This window comes from Ensifer sp. ENS02, from assembly GCF_014851885.1.
In the GTDB taxonomy this organism is placed as follows: domain Bacteria; phylum Pseudomonadota; class Alphaproteobacteria; order Rhizobiales; family Rhizobiaceae; genus Ensifer; species Ensifer adhaerens.
Window position 1 is genome coordinate 312,884 of record NZ_JACVAO010000009.1, and the last position, 22,292, is coordinate 335,175.

The 22,292-nt window shown below is 60.7% G+C and carries 27 protein-coding genes and 2 tRNA genes; 20 read left to right on the top strand and 9 right to left on the bottom strand.

What is annotated here, in order from left to right; all coding sequences use genetic code 11:
• Positions 1–6: 6 nt before the first annotated feature.
• Positions 7–756, bottom strand: coding sequence for an alanyl-tRNA editing protein (locus IB262_RS21095; RefSeq protein WP_090295547.1), 750 nt, complete (start codon positions 754–756; stop codon positions 7–9).
• A gap of 7 nt (positions 757–763) precedes the next feature.
• The gene (locus tag IB262_RS21100) at positions 764–1,804 is read right to left on the bottom strand and encodes a cysteine synthase A (protein ID WP_060517101.1); all 1,041 of its coding nucleotides are present in this window, start codon (positions 1,802–1,804) and stop codon (positions 764–766) included.
• A gap of 304 nt (positions 1,805–2,108) precedes the next feature.
• On the opposite strand from IB262_RS21100, the gene IB262_RS21105 reads away from it, so the two are divergent.
• A complete protein-coding gene (locus IB262_RS21105; protein ID WP_051659213.1) occupies positions 2,109–2,951 on the top strand; it encodes an SDR family NAD(P)-dependent oxidoreductase in 843 nt (280 codons plus the stop codon).
• On the opposite strand, the gene IB262_RS21110 is transcribed toward IB262_RS21105, so the two are convergent.
• The 5 genes from IB262_RS21110 to IB262_RS21130 all read right to left on the bottom strand — a co-directional run bounded on the left by IB262_RS21110 (position 2,939) and on the right by IB262_RS21130 (position 6,677).
• Positions 2,939–3,265 (bottom strand): SMR family transporter, encoded by a 327-nt coding sequence (locus IB262_RS21110; protein WP_034791131.1) that lies wholly within the window; start codon positions 3,263–3,265, stop codon positions 2,939–2,941. The genes IB262_RS21105 and IB262_RS21110 overlap by 13 nt on opposite strands.
• Complete coding sequence (locus IB262_RS21115) at positions 3,252–3,623, bottom strand: SMR family transporter (protein WP_060517105.1); 372 nt, start codon at positions 3,621–3,623, stop codon at positions 3,252–3,254. The genes IB262_RS21110 and IB262_RS21115 overlap by 14 nt, the downstream gene beginning before the upstream one ends.
• Before the next feature lie 78 nt (positions 3,624–3,701).
• On the bottom strand, positions 3,702–4,955 hold the full coding sequence (locus IB262_RS21120; RefSeq protein WP_112975402.1) for a cyclopropane-fatty-acyl-phospholipid synthase family protein: 1,254 nt from the start codon (positions 4,953–4,955) through the stop codon (positions 3,702–3,704).
• Between the two features lie 85 nt (positions 4,956–5,040).
• Complete coding sequence (locus tag IB262_RS21125; protein WP_112975401.1) at positions 5,041–6,504, bottom strand: deoxyribodipyrimidine photo-lyase; 1,464 nt, start codon at positions 6,502–6,504, stop codon at positions 5,041–5,043.
• A 98-nt stretch (positions 6,505–6,602) separates the two neighbouring features.
• Positions 6,603–6,677, bottom strand: a tRNA-Asn gene (locus tag IB262_RS21130).
• 159 nt (positions 6,678–6,836) lie between these two features.
• Here IB262_RS21130 and IB262_RS21135 point away from each other — a divergent pair.
• The 4 genes from IB262_RS21135 (at position 6,837) to IB262_RS21150 (ending at position 8,854) form a co-directional block, all read left to right on the top strand.
• Entirely contained in the window at positions 6,837–7,130 is a 294-nt protein-coding gene (locus IB262_RS21135) for a hypothetical protein (protein ID WP_034791391.1), read from the top strand.
• Between the two features lie 221 nt (positions 7,131–7,351).
• A complete protein-coding gene (locus tag IB262_RS21140) occupies positions 7,352–8,086 on the top strand; it encodes a thermonuclease family protein (protein WP_246802679.1) in 735 nt (244 codons plus the stop codon).
• A gap of 152 nt (positions 8,087–8,238) precedes the next feature.
• A tRNA-Cys gene (locus IB262_RS21145) sits at positions 8,239–8,312 on the top strand.
• Positions 8,313–8,521: 209 nt separating this feature from the next.
• On the top strand, positions 8,522–8,854 hold the full coding sequence (locus IB262_RS21150; protein WP_112975399.1) for a hypothetical protein: 333 nt from the start codon (positions 8,522–8,524) through the stop codon (positions 8,852–8,854).
• A gap of 88 nt (positions 8,855–8,942) precedes the next feature.
• Here the strand turns inward: IB262_RS21150 and lexA are convergent, their stop codons facing one another.
• Both lexA and IB262_RS21160 read right to left on the bottom strand, forming a co-directional pair.
• Positions 8,943–9,665 carry a transcriptional repressor LexA gene (gene lexA / locus IB262_RS21155; protein WP_034791199.1) on the bottom strand — a complete coding sequence of 241 codons (723 nt, stop codon included), beginning with the start codon at positions 9,663–9,665 and terminating at the stop codon, positions 8,943–8,945.
• 236 nt (positions 9,666–9,901) lie between these two features.
• Positions 9,902–10,198 carry a hypothetical protein gene (locus tag IB262_RS21160; protein WP_034791202.1) on the bottom strand — a complete coding sequence of 99 codons (297 nt, stop codon included), beginning with the start codon at positions 10,196–10,198 and terminating at the stop codon, positions 9,902–9,904.
• Between the two features lie 338 nt (positions 10,199–10,536).
• On the opposite strand from IB262_RS21160, the gene IB262_RS21165 reads away from it, so the two are divergent.
• The 15 genes from IB262_RS21165 (at position 10,537) to IB262_RS21235 (ending at position 22,287) form a co-directional block, all read left to right on the top strand.
• Complete coding sequence (locus IB262_RS21165) at positions 10,537–11,154, top strand: hypothetical protein (protein WP_060539237.1); 618 nt, start codon at positions 10,537–10,539, stop codon at positions 11,152–11,154.
• Positions 11,155–11,281: 127 nt separating this feature from the next.
• Complete coding sequence (locus tag IB262_RS21170; RefSeq protein WP_060582150.1) at positions 11,282–11,875, top strand: hypothetical protein; 594 nt, start codon at positions 11,282–11,284, stop codon at positions 11,873–11,875.
• Between the two features lie 430 nt (positions 11,876–12,305).
• Positions 12,306–13,367, top strand: coding sequence for a site-specific integrase (locus IB262_RS21175; protein WP_192493746.1), 1,062 nt, complete (start codon positions 12,306–12,308; stop codon positions 13,365–13,367).
• A 194-nt stretch (positions 13,368–13,561) separates the two neighbouring features.
• The gene (locus tag IB262_RS21180) at positions 13,562–13,813 is read left to right on the top strand and encodes a hypothetical protein (protein WP_192493747.1); all 252 of its coding nucleotides are present in this window, start codon (positions 13,562–13,564) and stop codon (positions 13,811–13,813) included.
• A gap of 15 nt (positions 13,814–13,828) precedes the next feature.
• Complete coding sequence (locus IB262_RS21185) at positions 13,829–14,461, top strand: hypothetical protein (RefSeq protein ID WP_192493748.1); 633 nt, start codon at positions 13,829–13,831, stop codon at positions 14,459–14,461.
• 204 nt (positions 14,462–14,665) lie between these two features.
• Complete coding sequence (locus IB262_RS21190) at positions 14,666–16,048, top strand: primase-helicase family protein (protein ID WP_192493749.1); 1,383 nt, start codon at positions 14,666–14,668, stop codon at positions 16,046–16,048.
• A gap of 328 nt (positions 16,049–16,376) precedes the next feature.
• Positions 16,377–16,730 (top strand): hypothetical protein, encoded by a 354-nt coding sequence (locus IB262_RS21195; RefSeq protein ID WP_192493750.1) that lies wholly within the window; start codon positions 16,377–16,379, stop codon positions 16,728–16,730.
• 39 nt (positions 16,731–16,769) lie between these two features.
• The gene (locus IB262_RS21200; RefSeq protein WP_192493751.1) at positions 16,770–16,913 is read left to right on the top strand and encodes a hypothetical protein; all 144 of its coding nucleotides are present in this window, start codon (positions 16,770–16,772) and stop codon (positions 16,911–16,913) included.
• A 132-nt stretch (positions 16,914–17,045) separates the two neighbouring features.
• A complete protein-coding gene (locus tag IB262_RS21205; RefSeq protein WP_192493752.1) occupies positions 17,046–17,345 on the top strand; it encodes a hypothetical protein in 300 nt (99 codons plus the stop codon).
• Positions 17,345–17,560, top strand: coding sequence for a hypothetical protein (locus tag IB262_RS21210; RefSeq protein ID WP_192493753.1), 216 nt, complete (start codon positions 17,345–17,347; stop codon positions 17,558–17,560). Before IB262_RS21205 ends, IB262_RS21210 begins: the two co-directional genes overlap by 1 nt.
• Positions 17,561–18,090: 530 nt before the next feature.
• Positions 18,091–19,227, top strand: a complete 1,137-nt coding sequence (locus IB262_RS21215) for a phage major capsid protein (protein ID WP_192493754.1) — start codon at positions 18,091–18,093, stop codon at positions 19,225–19,227.
• Between the two features lie 72 nt (positions 19,228–19,299).
• Positions 19,300–19,578, top strand: coding sequence for a hypothetical protein (locus tag IB262_RS21220; protein WP_192493755.1), 279 nt, complete (start codon positions 19,300–19,302; stop codon positions 19,576–19,578).
• Positions 19,575–19,805, top strand: coding sequence for a hypothetical protein (locus IB262_RS21225; protein WP_192493756.1), 231 nt, complete (start codon positions 19,575–19,577; stop codon positions 19,803–19,805). Before IB262_RS21220 ends, IB262_RS21225 begins: the two co-directional genes overlap by 4 nt.
• A 9-nt stretch (positions 19,806–19,814) precedes the next feature.
• A complete protein-coding gene (locus IB262_RS21230; RefSeq protein ID WP_192493757.1) occupies positions 19,815–20,102 on the top strand; it encodes a hypothetical protein in 288 nt (95 codons plus the stop codon).
• A 1-nt stretch (position 20,103) separates the two neighbouring features.
• Positions 20,104–22,287: a phage tail length tape measure family protein gene (locus IB262_RS21235; RefSeq protein ID WP_192493758.1), complete on the top strand. Its 2,184-nt coding sequence runs from the start codon at positions 20,104–20,106 to the stop codon at positions 22,285–22,287.
• Positions 22,288–22,292 lie beyond the last annotated feature (5 nt).

The window sequence follows — 22,292 nt, forward strand, 5'->3', positions numbered from 1 at the left end:
CCTTACTCAAACTGATGCGCGGTCTTCGGCGCTGCCGAAGCGGATACGGAACCGGCGGTTCTCCTTACCCTTTTTCTCGATCTTGGCGATGTGGATGGCGCCGACTTCCTGCGTCTCCGACACATGCGTACCGCCGCAGGGCTGGCTGTCGACCGCCGAGTTCTCGCCGATGCAGACAAGGCTGACGCGCCCAAGGCCGATCGGCGGGCGAACATTCTTCGACTTGACGATGCCGGGGTTGGCGGCCAGCTCGTCATCGGTGATCCACTGGACGTAAACGGGGTGGTTTTCGTCGACGAGCTTCATCAGTGCTGTTGTGACCTCGTCCCGGTCGATCGTCTCGTTCATGTCGAAATCGACACGGCTCTCGTCCTCGCCGACCGACGCTCCGGTGATCGGGAAGGGGCAGACGACCGAAAGCAGATGGCAGGCCGTGTGCATGCGCATCAGCCGGTAGCGGCGCGGCCAGTCGATGTGCAGAACCAGCTTCTCGCCGATCTCGGGCGCCGGCTGGCCCTCGGCTGGCACATGGATGATGATATCCTTGGTCTCCCCATGGCGGGCGACCGCGATGTCGATGCGGCTGCCATCGGCGCGCTCCAGAAAGCCTGCATCGCCAGGCTGGCCGCCGGAGGTGGCATAGAAGCAGGTCTGATCAAGCTCGATCCCGCCATCTTCGAGGATTCCGGTGACGCTGGCCTCACATGTCGAGAGGTAGAAGTCGTCACGGAAGAGGGCAGTCACGGTCCTGGTCATCGCATTCCTATCCAACTGATTCGTATGGCACTGCAATGTTGGAAGCCGTCTTCAACCACGTCGGCACCGGCAGCCCCTTGGAGGCGAGGAAGTCCGGGTTGAAGAGCTTCGACTGATAGCGGTTACCATAGTCGCACAGGATCGTCACGATCGTATGTCCCGGCCCGAGGTCCTTGGCGAGCCGCACGGCCCCGGCGATGTTGATGCCCGTCGAGCCACCCACGCAAATACCTTCCCGTTCAATCAGGTCGAAGACGTAGGGCACGGCTTCCGAATCGGGAATCTGGTACGAGAAGTCGGGTGTGAAGCCTTCCAGATTGGCGGTGATTCGGCCCTGGCCGATGCCCTCGGTGATCGAGCTTCCTTCGGATTTCAGTTCGCCATTGGCGTAGAAATTGTAGAGGGCCGCCCCTTGCGGGTCCGCCAGGCCGATCTTGACCGCGGGGTTTTTCGCTCTGAGGCCCTGGGCGACGCCGGCCAGCGTCCCGCCGGAGCCGACGGCGCAGATGAAGCCGTCGACCTTGCCGTCCGTGTCGCGCCAGATCTCGGGCGCCGTGGACTCCACATGGGCGTCGCGGTTGGCGACGTTGTCGAACTGGTTGGCCCAGATCGCCCCGTTTGGCTCGGTCTTGGCCAGTTGCTCGGCGAGGCGGCCGGAGATCTTCACGTAGTTGTTGGGGTTCTTGTAGGGAACGGCCGGCACTTCGACCAGCTCGGCGCCGAGCAGCCGCAGGGCGTCCTTCTTTTCCTGGCTCTGGGTTTCCGGAATGACGATGACGGTGCGGTAGCCGAGCGCCTGGCCGACCAGCGCCAGGCCGATGCCGGTATTGCCGGCCGTGCCTTCGACGATGACACCGCCCGGCCGCAACTGGCCGGTGCGCTCCGCATGGCGAATGATCCAGAGCGCCGCGCGGTCCTTCACCGATTGTCCGGGGTTCAGAAACTCGGCCTTGCCGAGGATCGTGCAGCCTGTCGCGTCGGATACGGATTTCAGCCGGATCAGAGGCGTGTTTCCGATTGCTTCGAGCACGGACGGGAGAATGGCCATTTTCAGAACCTCGTGTTTGAGGACAGGCACCGCGGTAAGGCGGCACGTACCAGGTAAAAGCGAACGGCGGCCAGCGAATATCGACAACGTTCCGGGACCGCCGAAATGTTGGCGTGTTTTCGGCTCAGCCTGCACTTCAGGCAAGAAATAGCGTTTCGCCGTCGCTCTGTCCCGAACAAAAATCGTCTCCAGGGACTGCGAGAGCCGGCGGCAAGGAGCGCTGCCGCGAAGAAGGGCCGGGCAAGTCATTTTTCGCCCACAGAAGGAGATGCGTACGTGTTTCCCGGCGCGTGCCGAGGAGTGAGTGATGAGTATTCAATCTACGAAATCGGAACAGAAACTGGCTTGGGTGACGGGCGCAAGCTCGGGAACCGGGCGGGCACTGGCGCTCGCGCTGGTGCGGGAAGGCTATTCCGTCGTCGTGACGGCGAGAAACCACGACAGGCTCGTGGACCTGCAGCATGAAGCAGCAAGCGAAGGGCGGATCACCGTGCTCGACGGCGATGTCACCGACCCTGCCGACATGGAGCGGGTGATGGCGGCGATCGAATATGATCACGGGCACCTTTCGCTCGTGGTGCTGAACGCCGGGGTCGCGCTGCCGGTGCGCGGAGACGAGCTTCACCGCGAGGCCTTCGAGAAGAGCTTTGCCGTCAACCTCAACGGCGTCGTCAACTGTCTCTTGCCGGCGGTGGACCACATGAAGACGCAGGGGTACGGACACATCGCCATTGTCTCGTCGGTAGCCGGCTACGGCGGACTGCCGACCAGTGCCGCCTATGGCGCCACCAAGGCCGCGCTGATCAATATGGCGGAAAGCCTGAAGTTCGATCTCGACCGGCTCGGCGTCCGGCTGCAGATCATCAGCCCCGGCTTCGTCGATACGCCCGGGACCGCGCGCATTCGCTTTCTCCGACCGGCGCCGGTGAACAGTGAAGAGGCGGCAAGGCGCATCGTTGCCGGCCTGAAGTCGCGAAGGTTCGAAATTGCCTTCCCACGCCGGTTTGCCTACGCGGTGAAGCTCATGGACCTGCTGCCCTACAGCCTCTATTTCCGCCTGCTGAACTGGCTGACCCGCGGCAAGGCGGAGGCCATGGAAGGACAGAAGCGCGCCGGACCCGGCGGCCGTCCCCGTCAGGCGGTGTGAAGCACCAGCACCGCGCCGAAGATGAGCGCCAGTCCGACCCAGCCGATCGGCTTCAGCTTCTGACCGAACAGGAAGCGGCCGCAGATGGCCGTCCCGAAGATCCCGGTTGCGCCAAGTACGGCATAGGCGATGGCGAGCTCCATGCCCTTGATGGCTTCCGCCAGGAAGGCAAAGGCGGCGAGCACCAGCAGAATCGAAAGGATGCCCCAGCCGCGGCGGGCGAACCCTTCCGATTTCGTCGAGGCGAGGTTGGCCGCAATATCGAGGATGCCGGCCACGACCGCGAGAACGAAGTAGATGCTAGGCGCGCTCATCGGCGGCTCCTTCACGCGCTGCCTCGTCCTCATCATGATACTCGCCGGCATTGACGAGCAGGATGCCGACGATCGCCATCGAAAGCCCGAGCATTTCGCGTCCGGTCAGCACATGGCCGAAGACGAAAACCGAAACCAGGGTGATGATGGCGACGCCCGAACCTTCCCAGATCGCATAGGCGACGCCGACCGATATCGTCTTCACCGCCTTTGCCAGGAAGACGTAGGAGAGTGCGATCGAGACATACATGACGATGTGGCCGAGATAGGAGCCGCTTTCGGAAGCGGCCTTCATCACCGTCAGGCCCACCACTTCGGTCGCGATGGCGAGCGCGAGGAAAAACCATGCAAGACGCATGCTGTACCTTTGAACAGAAACTTGGATCGACCGCCTCTTAAGCGCTACGGGTGACGCGGTAAAGACGCGCCGTGCGCTTCACTCGAAGACGATCTGCCGGACGTCGATGTTGCGGGCACGGAACCCGGCCTCGCAGTAGTAGAAGTAGAACTCCCACAGCCGCTTGAAGCGCAGGTCGAAGCCGAGCGGCTCGATCCTGTTCCAGACCGCCCAGAACCGCTCCCGCCATTCGCCGAGTGTGCGGGCATAGTCGACGCCAAAGCCGAAGTCGTTGATCATCCGCAGGCCGACATTGCGGCCAAGCTCGACCAGATGCTCGCGCGTTGGCAGCATGCCGCCCGGGAAGACGTATTTCTGGATGAAATCCGGATTGGAACGATACTCCTCGTAGGATTCGGGTTTGATCGTGATGATCTGCAGTCCGGCCTTGCCCCCGGGTTTCAGGCACCGCTTCAGCTGCGAGAAATAGGTTGCCCAGAATTTTTCGCCGACGGCCTCGAACATCTCGATCGAGACGATGCGGTCATAGGTGCCCCTTTCTTCACGATAGTCCTGGAACTTCAATTCGACCCGGTCGGCAAGGCCCGCACGCTGCATGCGTTCGCGTGCGAAGGCCAGTTGCTCGCGGCTGATCGTCAGCCCGGTGACCTTGCAGCCGATTTCCGTTGCCGCAAATTCGGCAAAGCCGCCCCAGCCGCAGCCGATCTCAAGCACATGATCGCCGGTGCGCAGGTTCGTCGCTTCCGCGAGCGCGCGGTATTTGGCTTTCTGCGCTGAGCGAAGATCATTGGCGCCCGTTGCATAAAGCGCAGACGAATAGGTCATGCTCGGATCCAGCCATTCGCTGTAGAAGGCGTTGCCGAGGTCGTAATGGGCCGAGATGTTGCGGCGCGCGCCGGAGTGGGTGTTGGCATTGCGCCAGTGCAGGAACTTGTCGAAAAGGCGCAGGAGCCCGCGCGCACGGTTTGGAAAATTCCTGCCGATTTCGGCGTTGACGAGGAACAGTTCGAGAAAGGCGCCGACATCGGGACTGTCCCAGTCGCCGTCGATGTAGCTTTCTGCAGCCCCGATGGTGCCGCCCGAGATAGCACGCTGCGGCAGGTTCCAGTTGTTGAGGTTGAGGATGGCGCTGGGGCCGGCCCTGGCGCCTTTGATCACCAGCCTGCGGCCGTCTGGCGTGGCGAGCATCAACGTTCCCACTTGAAGGTGCACCAGGGCGCCAAGCACCATGCGCGCCTTGAGCGGAAAATCCCGCACGGCCGTCGCCAGATTTTCGGAAGATAGCTCCACCGCACCGGCATATGCAGCAAAATCGGCTTCCAGGTTACGCATACACCACCCCCTCAGCTGTTGCATCCGTAACGTGAGCCTAGCCGCAATCGGGCGAGACGCCAACTGAGGAATTCTACCGGAGGCTCTACGTCTCCTCGGAAACTCCCGGTGCGCTTGTGATCTGCCGGAAGGCTGCCAGTGCCCGATCGCGGGCAAGGGCATGATCGATGATCGGATTCGGGTAGGTTGTGCCGAGTTCGATGCCGGCTTCGGCAAGGGCCGTGGCGGGCGCTGCAAAGGGGCGATGGACATAGCGCGGGTGGAGGCGCTCCAGCTCTGGCACGAAGCGCTTCACATAGAGACCGTCGGGATCGAATTTCTCCCCTTGCAGGACCGGGTTGAAGATGCGGAAGAACGGTGCGGCGTCCGCGCCCGATCCGGCGACCCATTGCCAGCTTGCGGCATTGTTGGCCGGATCCGCGTCGACCAGCGTGTCACGGAACCAGGCTTCTCCCTTGCGCCAGTCGACGAGCAGGTCCTTGATGAGAAAGGAGGCGACAATCATGCGAACGCGATTGTGCATGTAGCCGTGGCGCCATAGCTGGCGCATGCCGGCATCGACGATCGGGTATCCGGTGAGCCCGCTGGTCCAGCGGGTGAAATCGTCCTCGTCGTTCAGCCAATGGAAGCGGTCGAATCGACGGTCGAGGTTGCGGCGGCCAAGCTCCGGATAATGAAACAGCAGATGATAGGAGAATTCGCGCCAGGCGAGTTCCTTGCGGAAGGTGGCCGCCCCTTCGCCGCTATCGGCCTGGGGCCCAGCTGCCGCATGCCAGGCCTGCGCAGGCGAAATTTCGCCAAAGGCGAGATGAGGCGACAACAGGGATGTACCATCCGCGTCGGGAATGTCGCGGCAGCGTTTGTAGGCGTCGAGCTTCTCATCGACGAATTCTTCGAGACGGGTGGCCGCACCGTCTTCGCCCGGCGTCCAGACCTCGCTGAATGTCGCCGCCCAGTCCGGTTTCGTCGGCAGCAGCGACCAGTCGTCAAGGCGTTCCGATCGCGGCCATGCTCCAGGGGCTGCGATATGGTGCGGCCGGTCGATCGGCGGTGCCAGCTCGTTTTTTAGTTCGAGCGCGCGCCAGAACGGCGTGAACACGCGGTAGGGGCCGCCCGTCGTCGTCAGCAGCCGCATGGGCTCATGCAGCAATTGTCCTGCAAAGCTCTCCGCGATGATTCCCCGCTCGGCCAGCGCCTTCTTGAGCGCGGTATCCGTGGCGATGCCGTTCGGGTCGTAGCGCCGGTTCCAGTAGATGCGCTCCGCACCGCTTGCGCGCGCAATCTCGACAATCACGTCAAGCGGCGCGCCTGATCGAAGAACGAGGCGAGAAGCTTGCCGCGCGAGACTTGCGCCCAAGGCCTCGAGCGAATGGTGCAGCCACCACGCCTGCGCTGCCCCGAGCGGACCGTTGCCGCTGTCGGCGGGTTCGCGAATATAGAGGGGAATGACGGCTGCCTCGCCTGCGGCAGCCGAGAGGGCGCGATTGTCGGCCAGGCGGAGATCCTTGCGGAACCAGACGATGATGGGCGGCGCCGCGGCCTTTGTCATGAAGAACCATCGGGAGGTTGGGGATTGATCACCTGAAGAACATAGGTGCAAAATGAAAAAGAGCCATTCGCATCGCTGCAAATGGCTCTTTTAGAAAGTGGCTCCCCGGGCCGGATTCGAACCGGCGACCTGTCGATTAACAGTCGAATGCTCTACCGCTGAGCTACCAGGGATCATCCGCGCCGCTGTTGTGCTGTGCGCTTCAGAAGTGAGGCTGCTAATACGCATGCTTTTCTGATTTGCCAAGCGCTTTTTTCAAAAAAAATGACAAGTTCCGTTGCGAGGCTGTGGAGAAGTCCCCAATTGTGGGAAAACACGCCGGATAGGGAATGATGAATAAAAACAGGAAGCAGACGCATTTCGGCATTGATCCGCAAACACGACAGATCGTGCTGGGAAAATGGCGTATCGCGTTGCCCGACTCGCCCCTGCTGCGCATCCTGCTGGGTTCGCTGCTGGTGTTTTGTGGTTTTCTCGGTTTCTTGCCCGTGCTGGGCTTCTGGATGATACCGTTGGGCCTGATCGTGCTTTCCCACGACATTCCCTCGGTTCGCCGCCGCCGTCGTCGTCTGGCCGTCTGGTGGGCGCGCTGGCGCGGGAAGGCCAACTCCTCGAACGGCTCCTGAGCCGGACGCCGATTTAACGATCTTGTTGTCGAGGCAGGGCGGTCGGCAGTTTTCGGTTCCTCGCGGCCGTCACGTACCAATTCCGAATCTCTCAACAAGGGCCGTGGCCGCGCAGGCGAATGACCGGTTCCTCGCGGTCTTCCCCTCTGTTGGGGTGCCCTCGAAAACTTTTCGGCAACCCATCAAACGCATAATGCGGTCTCGAATCAGGATGGGAACCGATGGCCAAAGCCACTACGAAACGTCGACGCCGCAGTTCGGGCCGAAGCACCAGCAAACAGGGCGGCATGGCGCCGTGGTATCTGGCCGCAGCGCTCACCCTTGGCGGCGTCATGGTCTACGACCATCGCGCCGAGTTGCGGCACTGGCCGGTGGTTTCCGATGTCATGGCCTTTGCATCGCGATCGGAAACGAAGCCGAAGCCTCAGCGCGCGGTTCCTGAAGCGCAGGAGCGCGTTGCCCAGCAGGCGGATAGGCACAAACCGAATCCGAAGCCCAACCCGGCGACGAAGGTTGCCCTGGCCGCCCCGGTGCCGTCGGTGAATGTCGGCGTCACGCCGCCAACCCCTCTCGTGCGGCCGAATGAAGAGGTGAAGACGGCATCCATCCGTACCGATCAGTTCTATTTTTGCGGCATTCGCAACGACAACTGCGTGATCGATGGCGCGACCTTCGTCTTCCATGGCGAGACGATCCACGTCGCCGATGTCGATGCGCCGCGAATCCGCCAGGCAAGCTGCGACAAGGAGCGTTCGCGCGGCTTCTACGCCAAGCAGCGCCTGCGCGAATTGCTGAATGCAGGCGACTTCAGGCTGATCTCGGCGGGAGGGCGATCAGATGCCAAGGCCGGCGAGAAACTGCGCCTGGTCACCCGCGGTGACCAATCTCTTGGACGTGTACTCGTTTCCGAGGGGCTCGTGCGGCCGTGGGAAGGGCGCCCGACGCCCTGGTGCTGAGATCAGCTGGGAGACGATCGGCGGACATCGTCGATCGTTCTGTGGAAAGTATCCGTCCTGCAAATCGACGGCGCGTTTTTCAGAAAATGCCTCTTGCGGTTTTTCTGCAATCATTCTAAATCCGCGCCAACGCTTGGTTATCCGAGCTGTGAGGCCTCGTGGCGGAGTGGTGACGCAGAGGACTGCAAATCCTTGTACCCCGGTTCAATTCCGGGCGAGGCCTCCAAAAATCTCACCTCGTTAAGTTTGGTTTGACGTTCTGCCTTAGGGCAGCGCGGTAATATTCGCGACCCCACGTCCGCGCAAGCCACGTCTCCTATGCCTCCGTCGGATCTTATCGCTTCGGTGAATTCGGTAGAGGGGGAACGATGACTCCGCTGAGATCAACCGCATCGGTAGCGTCCGTCAACATTAAGAACGGAGGCAATGGCATCAATGAAAAAGAGACTGATCCTGACGGCGTTGGCGTGTTTTGCTGCGACCGCTATTGAGGCGCGCGCGGACGACCTGGTTTTCCAGCTGAAGAACAACACCGGCGCGGTACTGACGAATTTCTATACGTCGCCGGTCGGCGTCAATGAATGGGAAGACGATGTTTTCGGTCGGCAGGTCCTGAACCCCGGCGAGAGCATGGAGATCACCATTGCCGACGGGCGGGACGTCTGCAAATACGACATGCGATTCGAGTTCGAGGAAGGCTCGGCCCTCGATACGACCGAGGACACGCAGGATCTCTGCGAACTCGGCGAATACACGATCCACGAATAAGCGATCTGGATTTCAGGTCGCCTTAAATGGAAAGAGCCTCGCCACTTTCAGTGGCGAGGCTCTTTTGATTCGGCGTTCTGCCTGGAATTCAATGGTAGCGGCGGATCAGCCCGACGAGCTTGCCCTGGATCTTCACGCGATCCGGTCCGAAAATGCGCGTCTCGTAGGCGGGGTTGGCCGCTTCGAGCGCAATCGACGCGCCCTTGCGACGGAAGCGCTTCAGCGTCGCTTCCTCGTCGTCCACGAGCGCCACGATGATGTCGCCGGGATTGGCCGAGTTGCCGTTGCGGATGATCACCGTGTCGCCGTCGAAGATGCCGGCCTCGATCATCGAATCACCCTTTACTTCGAGGGCGTAATGCTCGCCGCTGCCGATCATGTCGAGCGGGACGGTAATGTCATGAGTGTTGTTCTGGATCGCCGAGATCGGCACGCCGGCAGCGATGCGCCCCATCACCGGGACGGAAACAGACGTGCTTTCGGCGACCGGCGCCGGCTTCGGCGTGGCAGGAGCGGCGGCCGGCGGCTTTCCGAGGCTGCCCTCGATCACGCTCGGCGAGAAGCCTCTGCGCGGCTGTTGCTGGCCGGCGGCGTAGGCTTCCGGAAGCTTGATGACTTCGAGCGCGCGCGCCCGGTTCGGCAACCGGCGAATGAACCCGCGTTCTTCGAGCGCCGTGATCAAACGGTGAATGCCGGACTTCGACGCCAGGTCGAGCGCATCCTTCATTTCATCGAAAGACGGCGGTACGCCCGACTCCTTCATGCGTTCGTGGATGAACAGAAGCAATTCCTGTTGCTTGCGGGTCAGCATGGCACGTCGCTCCAGAGGCGTGAAACAAATCAAGAACAGACACTATCTGTTCCATATGTGTTCCGCAAGTGCCTAAAATTCCGTGAATTCAGGCAATTGGCTGCTTCTGTGGGGGGCGATTGGTCACTTTTGCGGGAGCGGGGCGGTTTTCGGCGACGGTTGCGTCCCAAAACAGCGCCGGGCAGGCCGGTCGCGCGCGTGATTCGAACGAATCGCGGCTCTCTTCGCGGAGAGACTTAAGTCGCTTGCGAGGCCGAGCAGGCGTCTTCGAACTCCTTCACCGTTTCGGCGCTGTTGTCTTCCGGAAGCACTGCGTCGGCCGCATCGGTCGCAACGGGCGTATCGCCGTCATAAACGAAGGACTGGATGTAGAACGCGAGCGCGCCCTTCCAAACATTGCGTCCATCGATCTGATGGCACGGCACGGCCCGTTCGAAATCGGTCTGGAGTTCATCCACCGTCGCGGCACTGAGCTTGACGTCAGGCATATTGGGCGATGCGACTATCGAAGCGAGAAGCAGGGCGGCAAGCACGGTGATCGTCCACTTGATGAAGGGGTGGGACTACGGGGTGGTAAACGATGTGAACCGCGCTTTCGTTCCGAAGTCCAGCAAGCATGGCGATCACTCTGCCTTGTTCAACAGCTCTTTGCCCGCAGGCTGTGGCTGATTTGCGCCAGCCGCTCCATCTCAACCTCGTCTCGGCCGTTCTTTATGGACCGGCGCGGAGAATGCATCGGAGCTGCCAGCTTTCGCATCGGGCCTGGGGCGCGCAAAAATCCCTGCGGGGAAGGGCCTTCACCGTCTCGACAGGCCTCTAAAAAAAGATAACTTTGCGTGGAAAGTGGGGTGGTTGCATGCATAGATTGTCGTTGGTGGTGCTCGGCCTGTTGCTCACGGCTGGAGCGGCGTCTGCTGAAGAAGGGCGTTCGAATATCTGGAAACGGATCAACGCCTGGACGGTGGGATCCGATCCTTCCCTGGGAGGCTCGTGTTACGCGGCGACGAGCTATGACGCCGGCGCTATCCTTCGTATCGGCTTTTATCCGCGGGGATCGACGAACCTGGCGTTTCTTTCGATCGGCAATGCCGAATGGAAATCCATCGAGCCGCAGCGGGAATACGATGTTGCCTTGCAGCTCGACCGTGGTCGTCAGTGGCCGGCCGTTGCGTTCGGTGTTGATCTGACCGGAGCCAAGGCCCTTGTCGTCAACTTTTCCAACACCGACTTCTTTACCGAATTCGTTCGCAAAAACACCTTGGCGCTGGCCTTCGAGGGGCGCGTCGTCGCGAGCCTCAGCCTGCGTGATTCGATGAAGGCGGTAAGCGAGATGTTCAAGTGCCAGGAGGCGGTGAGCGCCTTGATCCCGAATGGCGGTCAGGGAGCGGCGAACGATCCCTTTGCGGGCGCCGGTGGCAATGCGCCGAACAACGATCCCTTTGCCGGCGGCGGCCAGACCAAGTCGTCGAAAGATCCTTTCGCCATGTGATGGGCGCGTCCGCTTGCCGCAGAGAGGTGAATATTCCTAAAATATTGCCTGGGATCGGCTAGGCACCCTCGACAGTGACGGGGGGACCTATCAAAATGCGGGCAAACGGGGGTTTTGCATGCGTAGATTGCTGGTCGGATTGGTAAGCTGTCTGATCGCCGCGGGATCGGCCGCGGCTGAGGAGTCCGAAATCATCAAGTGGAAGGATGTCGACGGCTGGACCGTTGCATCCGACACCTCGATGGAGGGCTCCTGCTTCATCTCGTCGGTATTCGACGGCGGGGTCACCTTGCGCCTTGGGTTCTATCCCAAGGGCTCCGAGTCGCCGCTCTATATGAGCTTCGCCAGCGACGACTGGAGGTCGCTCGAGGTCGGCAAAGAGTACGACCTGACCTTCCGCTTCGACAAGACCGATCCCTGGAGCGCCTCGGCGACCGCCGCCGGTGATGCGAGCGGAAAGTTTCTGTTCGTGAACGTCACCGACGCCGAGTTCCTGACGGGCTTCGTGCGCAAGCGGGCCTTGGCCATCGCGTTTGAAGATCGCGTCATCGCAAATCTCAGCCTGCGCGGCACCGGCCCGGCGGCCGACGAGCTGATGAAATGCCAGCGGGCGGTCGACGAGATCATCGCCGACGAGGGCCGCAAGTCCAAGGAGAAGAAAGCCGACCCGTTCAGTGCACCGAGCGAGAAGCGATCGGCGCGGGATCCGTTCAGCCTCTGAAAACAGGTGGCCACGGGATCGGGCAGCGTTTCGCGAAGGCCGGACGGTGGCTTAGCATGGTGGTGTCCCCAGAGAGACTCGAACTGGCGATCTGCTGATGACAAATCAGCCGCTGTTCCGATACCTCGGCAACCGGGCACCTTCTGATCGTTTTGGTGGAGCCGAAGGACGCTAAACCATTGTTTCTAATAATGTTTTCTTGTGTCTTTCTGGGTATTTAGTTTTTGGTAGCTGTTGCTAATAATTCCCTTTTGTGGCTATCTGTGCCTAACTATGAATATGGCAATGAATAGGGCACTCGATGACCTCTAAACCCGCCTCGAAGAAAACCAAACCCGCCAACCGGGGAGTCGAACCTTCTGCAACCAAGAATCGCAAGATAGCACCGCTCACATGGCACCGTCAGGACCGCTCTGGACCCGGTTCCTACGTGCTGATCAAGCAGGGCATGCATGGTCCGACTGGTGAATACTGGATCGGTAGCGCCGCCATGGTCAGCGAAGCCGCCGCAATCGAGATCGCTGCCGGTTTGCGCGACAGGATCGCCAAGGGCGAGGACGTGTTTCAGGAGAAGCGCGACCGTAAGAAGCAGACCGTCACGCTCGGCTGGGCTTGCGATGAGTTCTGGAAGGTTCATGAGCCGACGCTGAAAAACGACAAGCACAAGAGCCAATGGGTGCACGGCCTGACCGTCAAATGGAAGGCGCTTCGCGACAAGCCAATCTCGAAGGTGACGGTCGATGACGTCTATCGCACGATCAAGCCGGTATGGGAAACGACGCTCGAAACCGCCGAGAAGAATATCGAGCAGCTGCACAAGGTTTTCCTATGGGCCATCGCCTTTGGTTACGCCAAGGAAAGCCCGGCGCAAAAAGCGGTTCTTAAAAACCGGCTCGGCACCCCTCGAAAGAAGGTGCAGCACCTCGCCGCGCTGCCATGGCGCGACATGCCCGCCTTTATGCCGCGTCTCAGGTGCGCCACCGGCCTTGGCGCTAGAGCGCTCGAATTGGTGATCCTGACCGCAACCCGCACGACCGAAGCGAGGGCTGCACGGATCGAAGAGTTCGACCTGAAACAGAAGATCTGGACCATTCCTGACACGCGTATGAAGGGCGGCAAGCAGCATGTCGTTACCTTGTCCGATGCTGCCGTCACGCTGCTGTCGTCACTCATCGATGACCGCAAGAAAGGGTTGCTCTTCCCGGGCATGGATGGCGACAAGCCCATCTCTGACATGACCATGAATGCGGTGCTGAAACGCATGAAGGCGGCTTGCACCGTCCACGGTTTCCGTTCGTCATTCCGCGACTGGGCCGGTGCCAACGATCAGCCTCGCGAGATCGTCGAGGAGTGCTTGAGCCATGAAGTCGGCAATGCCGTCGAGAGGGCCTACAAGCGGGAAGCCTTGCTGAAACAGCGCCGGATAGTGCTTGAGGCGTGGTCGGCCTATCTGGCACCGAAGGAGTCCAATGTCGTGGCGATCCGGGGCTGATCGCTTTTTTCTGATGACTGGCAGGGCTGCTATCAGCGGGGTTGATAAAAAATCGCCAACAGCTGGCAACAGCAGATAACTCAAGACCTTATATGTTTCGTGTACATGATTGATATTACACAATAAACATGTTGCGATCCGTGGAAATCACTTCCTATTATTCTTCGCGCCACCGGAGAAAGAGAGGAAGTCACATGGACGATTATGAACCCCTCGCCAAGGCTATGGGCCGGATCGGACGAAGCCGCGAATGGTACTATAAGAACCGTCATCGGCCCGGTTTCCCGGTCGGCAAGAATGTGCACGGCCAAATCTATCTGAAGCCTCGCGAACTCTTCGCCTACATCGACAGTTGCCCGGATAATCTGCCACCCGGCGCACCTCCTGCCACGGTCAAGCGCAAGCCGGGTCGCCCGCGCAAATATGCAGCTGAAACCATTGCGTGAGGGGCGGCGATGTCGATGACGAAATCCGAACGCGAGGAACTGCAACGCCTTGTGCGCCAGCGTGAGAAGGTAATGAAATCTGCTGCGAAACAGCGCAGCCTTGAATTGCTCGCCGACTTCGAAAACCAGATCAGCGCAGAATACAGCTTCGACGATGACGCGGTATGGGCCGAGGCCACGCGCCTCGCCGACATCGAGGTCAAGAAGGCGCAGGAGGTCGTCGCTCGCCGTTGCGCCGAACTTGGCATCCCGCGCCAGTTCGCGCCGGGTTTAAGTCTAGGGTGGCGTCATCGCGGCTACAACAACATGCTCAACGCACGACGCACCGAACTGCGCACGGCGGCGAAGGCTCACGTCGCTGCCCTTGAAGCACGCGCGATAACCGAAATCGAACAGGCATCGGTCGATGCGCAAACCCAACTCGCTCTGGCCGGGCTCACGTCCGAAGCCGCGCTTACCTTCGTTGCCTCGCTGCCAACCGTCGAAAGCCTGATGCCGCAATTGTCCTATCAGGAACTTGCTGGCGAGAGTGACCCGCCAATTGTCGAGCGGATTCTTACGCCGAACGCCATCCGGCAGCAGCGTTACCGTGACAAGCAGAAGGCGTTACGTGACGGCGAAGTAACGTTACCGGACACCGCCGAATAGCGCCTCATTCCGCAAATTGGGCGCGCCGACACCCGGCATAGATCGGGGTCGGCAATCATCAAAGCCAATGGGAATTATTCCGCGAAAAACGAAGCCCCGGTGTGAACCGGGGCCGGGAGGAAGATCGCCAAATGTGCATGAAAAACGCCTCTGCACATCATAGGCGCATTCCTTCCGGTTTCAACCGATAAGGAATGTTTTCCTATGCAACACGTCAGCCGCAGGTCGCAGGGGCAAACAAAGCTGAAGCCCTTCCAAGACCTCACACCCGACGATTTCTTGCGCCACCGGCCAACCGGCAAATTCATCTACATCACCAACGGCGAACTATGGCCCGCGTCGAGTGTCGATGCTTCCACCCCCGGCGTTCCAACCGGCAAGGTCGATAAAGACGGCGAGCCCGTCGTCATCCCGGCATCGTCATGGATATCGAGATACCGGCCAGCCTTTCAGATCGTATGGGCTCCGGGCGAAGAGAAGCTGATCTACGGCAAGCTTGCGGGCGAAGCTGGATGGATCGACGAAAGCCGGGCCATCATTTTCAATTCCTACCGGCCAGCGCCGAAGCTGACGGGCGGCATCGCCGACAAAGCCACGCCCTGGACGGATCATGTCAAACGCCTTTTCCCGAAAGATGCCGACCACATCTTCAAATATCTGGCGCACACCGTCCGCCACGTCGGCAACAAGATCAATCACGCACTCTGCCTGTTCGGCGAACAGGGATGCGGCAAAGACACTATCGTGGTGCCGATCTGCACCATTCTCGGCGTATGGAACACCCAGACCATCGACCCGCCTACCGTGCTGGGCAGGTTCAACGGCTTCCGAAAGTGCGCTCTGCTTTTGATCGAGGAAGTCAGGAATACCGGCGAGCAAGGCCGCTATGCCTTCATGCAAGCCTGTAAAACAATCGTCGCCGCTCCACCGGATTTCGTCCGCGTGGATGAGAAGAATATGAAAGAGGTCTATGTCGCCAACATCAATGCGACCGTCATGTATTCGAACGAACTGCTTGGCGGGCTGCTGCTGACAGAAGACGACCGCCGCCATTACATCGCCGCGACCGAGGTCACGAAAGAGCAACTGTTCGAGAAAAACCCGAACTACTTCCCCGACCTGTACAACTGGTACGAAGAGGGCGGGGTCGCCCATGTGGCCGCATTCCTCGATACGGTCGATCTCAGCGACTTCAACCCGAAAGCGCCACCACCGAAAACCCCGGCCTTCTGGAACGTCATTCACGCCAACGCCAGCGCCGACAAATCCGACCTCGAAGAACTGCTTGAGAAGATCAGCGGGGAGATGGCCAAACGCGGCGAGGTGCTGAAGGTCATCACCATCGAAAAGCTCGCCAGTTCCACCCACTGCCCCTACGAACTTCGCGAATTTCTGAGGGATCGGGCACAACGCTGGAAGGTGCCGCAACTGCTCGAAGAGCGCGGTTTTCCCCGACTCCATAATCCGGCAACCAAGCAAGGACTCTGGACCATCGGCGACAAGAAGGTTGCGATCTACGGCAACAAGGCAGTGCCGATAGAGGACCGGGTTAAAGCAGCACAACTGCTAACAGGGGGCAACAAATGAATGCCCCGGCACTGCCCCGGCACTACCCAGTGCCGAAGAAAATTGAGGCGATATCAATCGCTTACACCCGATTTGGCGGCTTCGGCACTCGGCACTGCCCCCCTTACAGATTTTTTTCCTCGTCCGCGCGCGCACATATGCGAGGCGTACCCAGTGCCCCAGTGCCGGACGCCAAAACAGCGAGAAGAAACATAGGGTTAGGCCCGGCACTACCCAGTGCCGACCCAGTGCCTGACAGTTGCCAACAGTTGGCATCACCAGCCAACAGCCATTCAATCCAAAGCCCATCGCAAACCCATCATCCGCAGTCGATCAAAGGAGGATCGCCATGGATAAAACGCGCAAGATCATCGCCCGGCTGTTGAAAGGGGCGACGACGATCATCTTCACCGAAACCGTCTGGCGTCCGAACGAACAGGGCGGCAAGGATTGGTATTTCACCATGGCGAGCGGCGGCAAAGGCGCTGAGTACCGCATCGATCGCATCAGCGTTCCAGCCGACGACATGGAGAACGCACGCAACGCCTTCACCAGCCGCGTCATGGCGCACGTGGTCGGAAAGCCGGTCGTCGTCATCGATTGCCTCAGCGAACTCGACGCCGCGCGCCTCTGTGAACAGACGTGGCCTTGCGAGCGATCCAGACGGATACGCCGCAACCTTGAAGCCGAATTGCTCGCATGAACCGAAATCGGCAAGGCGCAAACCAGAGGAGAAGGCAGCATGACGAAACAGAAAGCCGCACAGTTGGCGCGCCTGATGGCCGGAACCGTCATCATGGCCGCGATGATCGCCAGAGGTGACGATCTCGACAAGGTAGCGAAGGAAGCAGCCAAGGCCACCGACGAACTGATCAAGCAGGGCTGAAACGAAAAACGGCTGGCCTCCGAGTGTGTGGCCAGCCGCCCTTGGCAATCGTGTGACGCCGCAGACGCGTCGGATCGAAACCACGCATAACGCATCAGCACCCCAGCGACGGGGCGAGTACGAGGTTACCACATGACGCCGACCGAGATGATGAGGATTTTCGACGGCACCGCGACCACGACGCGCGCCAGTCTTCTGATCGATGGCAATGTCCTGCTCTTCGAAGACCTCTGGCAGACCGATGACTACGACGAGTTCCGGGTCCGGCTCGAACGCTTCGCCACGGCGCTCGGCCTCACAGCCCGAAAGCGCTTCTACGCCGAACCATCCGACGAACTCGCTATGCGCATCGCCGCCGATGTGAGGGTCGTCGCCGAAAGGATCGCGTGGTTATGGGTGACGGATCGCGCCGAACCGAAAGGGAGCGCGTGATGCAAATGATCTATCGCGCCAAGGATGGGAAGCCGCATCTGCAAGGTCAGCGATGCACCGTCATCATCCGACCGTCAGGCTGGGGCAAGGCATGGGAACCGGCGCTCGCCTTCATCGGTGGCAAGCGCAAGAGCCGTGTCGGCAACTGCCTTGTCGAGTTCGAGGATGGAAGGCGAGAGATCGTCAGCTTCTGGTCGATTGCAAAGGCGGAATGAATCCGAAGGTGCAATCCCCCAAGAGGGTTGCGGGCTTATGGTCAATCTGTCCATAGCGCAGCGCCCGGTCGCGTGACGTCCCGTCAGGTCGAGCATTGTGTATATTATCCACGGTGGTATCGCCGCCCGGCCCGCGCACCATGGCTTTGTCGATGGCGTCGAGTGCAACGCGGTCGTCGTCACATCTGGAAGTAGATGCCCCGGCGCATCAACCAAACCGGGCGCGGAATGGCCGGGCGCAACTAGAGGGGGCGGGCATAGTTCGTTGCCAGAGACCGGCCCCTAGAGACCGCCGGCCTCCTCGAAGACTCATTTCCGGGCTTTTGGAAAAGGGGGTTATATCCGCCCGGATATAGCGGTTCTATCCCCTCGCGACCGGCCTCGAACCTCTCTCCAGAGAGAGGTTTCCCCTCTCAACTTACCCAAAAGGTAACGCGATTTCAGCGGCTTAGCCTGCTATCCTTCATGTGCCGTGGAAAATCGCAGATCGGCCTGCGACTGAGAACTTCCCGGCCCATAGGGAGGTTTTCATGTCCGCGTCCATCCTCGAAAAACTCGACGAACAGAAGGCGTTGCTTGTCGGCATCAGCCGGAAAATGCGCGGCCACCAGAAGGTTGGCCCGGAAGCACTGCTACGGAAAACGCTGATCAAGGCGCTGATCGTGAGCATGGCGTCGGCGCGGTCGAGCGGCTTCGATTTCGAGTTCGGCCTGAAGACCACATATCCCGGCGATCCGACCTTGAAGAGCCTTGCGCAGTTGGCGCGCTCTTCCGTGCAACCGGCGCTGACATCTGTCGCGGGATGGGCGGCGGAACTGGTGCAGGACGGGGTAAATCCCTCGCTGCTGCTGGCGCTGGCACCTCAGTCGGTCGTGACGAAGCTTGCGGCCATGGCGTTGAGGGTGGACCTTGCGGCCTCGCCGTCGCCGATCCGGTTTCCGTATTCGGTTCCGGGCGCGATCATCCCGACGCCATTCATCGCTGAAGGCGATCCGATCCCGCTTAGAACCGGCCATTTGAGTTCGCTTTCGCTGGTCGGCAAGAAGGCGAGCGTCATCAGCGTCTACACTTCTGAGTTGATGAAGCGCAGCGTTCCCACAATCGAAACGATTGTCTCGCGGACCTTGGGGCAGGACATTGCCCGGTCTATCGATAACATCTTCCTGTCGGACGATGCGGCGACCGCATGGTCGCCCGGTGGCGTTCTGGTCGGCGCGACCGATGTGCCAGCCTCGACCGCGACCGATCCGGTGACGGCGGCGGCGGCTGACATCAGCGCCTTGATCGATGCCTTGTCGAACCCGGCAGCGGCCACCAGCCCGGTTCTGATCGTCAGCCCTGGGCGGGCGGCATTTCTGGCGCTGTCGTTTCCCGGCAGCTTCCCGGTGATCGCGAGCGAGTTCGCTGGCGACCGGGTGATCGCGCTGGATTGCGACGATCTGGTGATCGGCGTCGAGCCCGGCTCGCCCGACATTTCCGTCACCAAGGAAGCGGTTCTGCATGAGGACAGCAACGCTCTGGCGATCTCGACTCCCGGCGCTCCGAACGTCGTCGCGGCACCCACGCGCAGCCTGTATCAAACCGACTGCCTTGCGCTGAGGCTGGTCGAAAATCTGGATTGGCGCTCCTCGACGGTCGCGGCTGTCGTCACCGGCCCGGCGTGGTGAGGTGCGGCCATGAACATGATCTATCGAAATGGGCGCGCCGAAGGGCCGAAGGCCGGACCATCCGAAAACCTCATGAATAAGTTCGCGGCCTATATCGGCGAGAGATTCCGCGCGTTCGAGACCTCGACGCTCGCCAGCCTCGACGGCAAGTTCGCCACCATGCGCCGGGATTTCATTTCGAGCGTGAGGTCGAAGGCGAGCGAGATCGCAAACCGCGAGGTCGAGAACCGGATCGCCCACGAAATCGACAAGGCGCTCGCCGCCCATCGTCAGGAGCGGATCGCGCTTGCCCGGCGCGTCGAGGAACTTGCCGACCAGATCGAACGGATGAAGCAGGGGTATCAGTCATGAGCAACGTCCAGCCGATCCGGCAAGACCGACGCCTGTTGTGGACGTCGAGCCTTCATGGCTACGGCGGCGGCGTCACCGAGCCGAAGATTCACATCGTCCTTCCCGATGGCCGGGTGCAGCTGCTCAAGAGCGGCGGCGACGAGATGCTGATGATCGATCTGTCGCATGAGGAGTCGATTGCCGCGCTCGAAGGCATAGTCGCCGAATTGCGGGCAAGGGGGCGTTAGAGGGCCGGGATGATGGATTATACCGGCGACATCGACGAACGCTCTCAGTACCTCGAAAAACCGGCAAAGCAGACGGTTCTATGCGTGCTGAACGAACGTTGGCGTGTTGTCCATGACGGCAGATCGCGACCGTACTCGTCTTGGGAACTTCAATATCGAGCCGCACCGGGCAAATGGCATTCGAAATCCTTCTGCCAGCACAACTGGTCGCTGATGGCGGCGATCATGCGAAAGGCCGGTGACTGCGATCCCGCAGCACTTGCGGTCGTCACGGCTCTGCCGGAAAGGGCGTATTGAAATGGCTGGCGAAACCGACACCAAACTCGTTTTGCAATTATCAGCAGACATCAAGAGCCTTCAGAAGTCGCTGAAGGCCGCGAACGACGATGTGAAGCGCACGACGACCGGCATCGAGAAGGATTTCGCCAACGCCGGGAAGAGTATCGACCGGACGTCGCAGCAGATCAGCCGTTCGATTCAGCAGTCGACGCGAAACTTGGGATTTCAATTCAGCGACATAACCACAAGTTTGCTCTCAGGCGCATCACCCTTCACAGTTGCGGCGCAACAGGCATCGCAAGCCGGTGACGCGATCACCGATCTCGCCGCAAAGGGCGGTTTATTGAAGGGTCTCGGCGGGGCGCTGGCCGCGACACTCTCTCCGGCCAATCTCGCGGTCGGCGGGGCGATCATCGCCTTCGGAACGTTGACATCGGCGATGCAGACGTTCTTCAACTCGACCGGCGAGGAGGCCGACAAGGCGCGCGAGGAAATCGAGAAGCAGCAGAAGGCGATCAAGGAAATCGGCGAACGCTGGAAAGGCACCCTTCCGGGCGTCAAGGCCTACACCGACGAACTCTTGCGCGCGGCTGAGGCCACGCAGCTGGTCGCCGACAAGCAGAAGCTTCTGGGTGATGCGGCGAAGGACACCACAGAGACCTTCTCGAACTTCGTCGCCGACATCGCCGCAGTGCGCATCGATCTGCAAAACTTCGACTTCGAGAAATACGGCAGAGTTGGCGACGAACTCAGCCAAGCCTTCAACGATGTGCAGGAAGCGATCAAAGCGGGCAAAGACCCATCCGAACAGATCAAGCGGCTTCAGGAGGCGATAGCGAAGGCGGCGGGCTCGCAAGTGGACTCAGCCAAGACCCTCGCCACCACCTTCGACACCGACGTCATGCCGGTATTGAACCGGGTGCTTCAGAAGTTCAAGGAAATCGGCGACGCCTTCAAGGACGTCAGGAACCCCATCACCGATTACAGCATAGGACCGGGCGGCATCGGCCTGTCAGGGGTCGACCAGGCGGCGGCAATCAACCAGAGGGCCGACGCGCTCAACTCGGCGGCGGCAAGGCTGATCAAGGCCGAAGAGGGCTTCATCACAGCGGCCAAGTGGGACAAGAATCATTTCCGCGTCGGCTTCGGTTCCGACACCTTCGTCGACGATCTCGGCAAGGTGCAGGAGGTGACGCAATCGACCGTCATCACCCTTGCGCAAGCCAATGCCGACCTTTCCCGGCGCATCGTCGAGTTCCAGAATACGATCAAGGGTCAGATCGGCGGCGACATCTGGCGCTCGCTTGAAGAGAACCAACAGGCCGCATTGACCAGCGTCGCCTACAACTTCGGCAACCTTCCGTCATCGATCGTCAAGGCGATCAAGGCCGGTGACCGTGGACAGGTGGCGAAGGCCATCGCCGATCTCAGCGCCAATCCCGAACGGCGCAAGAGAGAGGCCGCACTTTTCGGCGGCAGTGATTTCAGTCCGGGCGAGGCCGCACGCAACGCCACCCCGTACATCGACGAGGAGGCGCGCGCGCTCGACGATGCCGCAGCGGCAGCAGCCAAGCTGCTTCAGGCGCAACGCGAACTATCACCGGAACAGAAGCGGCTTGCCGACGACGCCGCGAAGGTGGCGCAAGCGTTCACCGGCACAGCACAGGCCGCGCTCTCCGGCTTCATCAGCGACTTGAGGAACGGCGTCTCGGCTGGCGATGCCTTCAGAAGCATGTTGAACCGCGTTCTCGACACGCTGATCGATCTGACGATTCAGGCGCTCTTCAGCAGAGACGCATTGGGCGGCGTCATCACGAAGTTCATCACCGGATTCGGCGGCGGCATGAGCGTCGGAACGGCGCACCGTGGCCTTCATGGCGGCACCCGCGACATGCGCAGCGGCGTTTCCCCACTCCTTTTCGCTGGCGCGCCGCGTTTGCACAGCGGCTTACAGCCCGGCGAGTTCCCGGCGATCCTTCAAAAGGGTGAGGCGGTCATTCCGCGCTCGACCGTGCGGCGTGGCGGGGCTGGGGCTGGTAACACCTACAACCAGAACGGCGACGTCCACGTCGATGTCTCGACCGGGCTCGTGACGGCCAGCAACGAGGATGCGCGCGATCTCGGCAACCGGATCAACGTCGCGGTGCAAGCGGTTCTTGTGCAGGAGAGCCGACCGGGCGGTCTGCTCCGGCAGCGAGGGTGAGACCT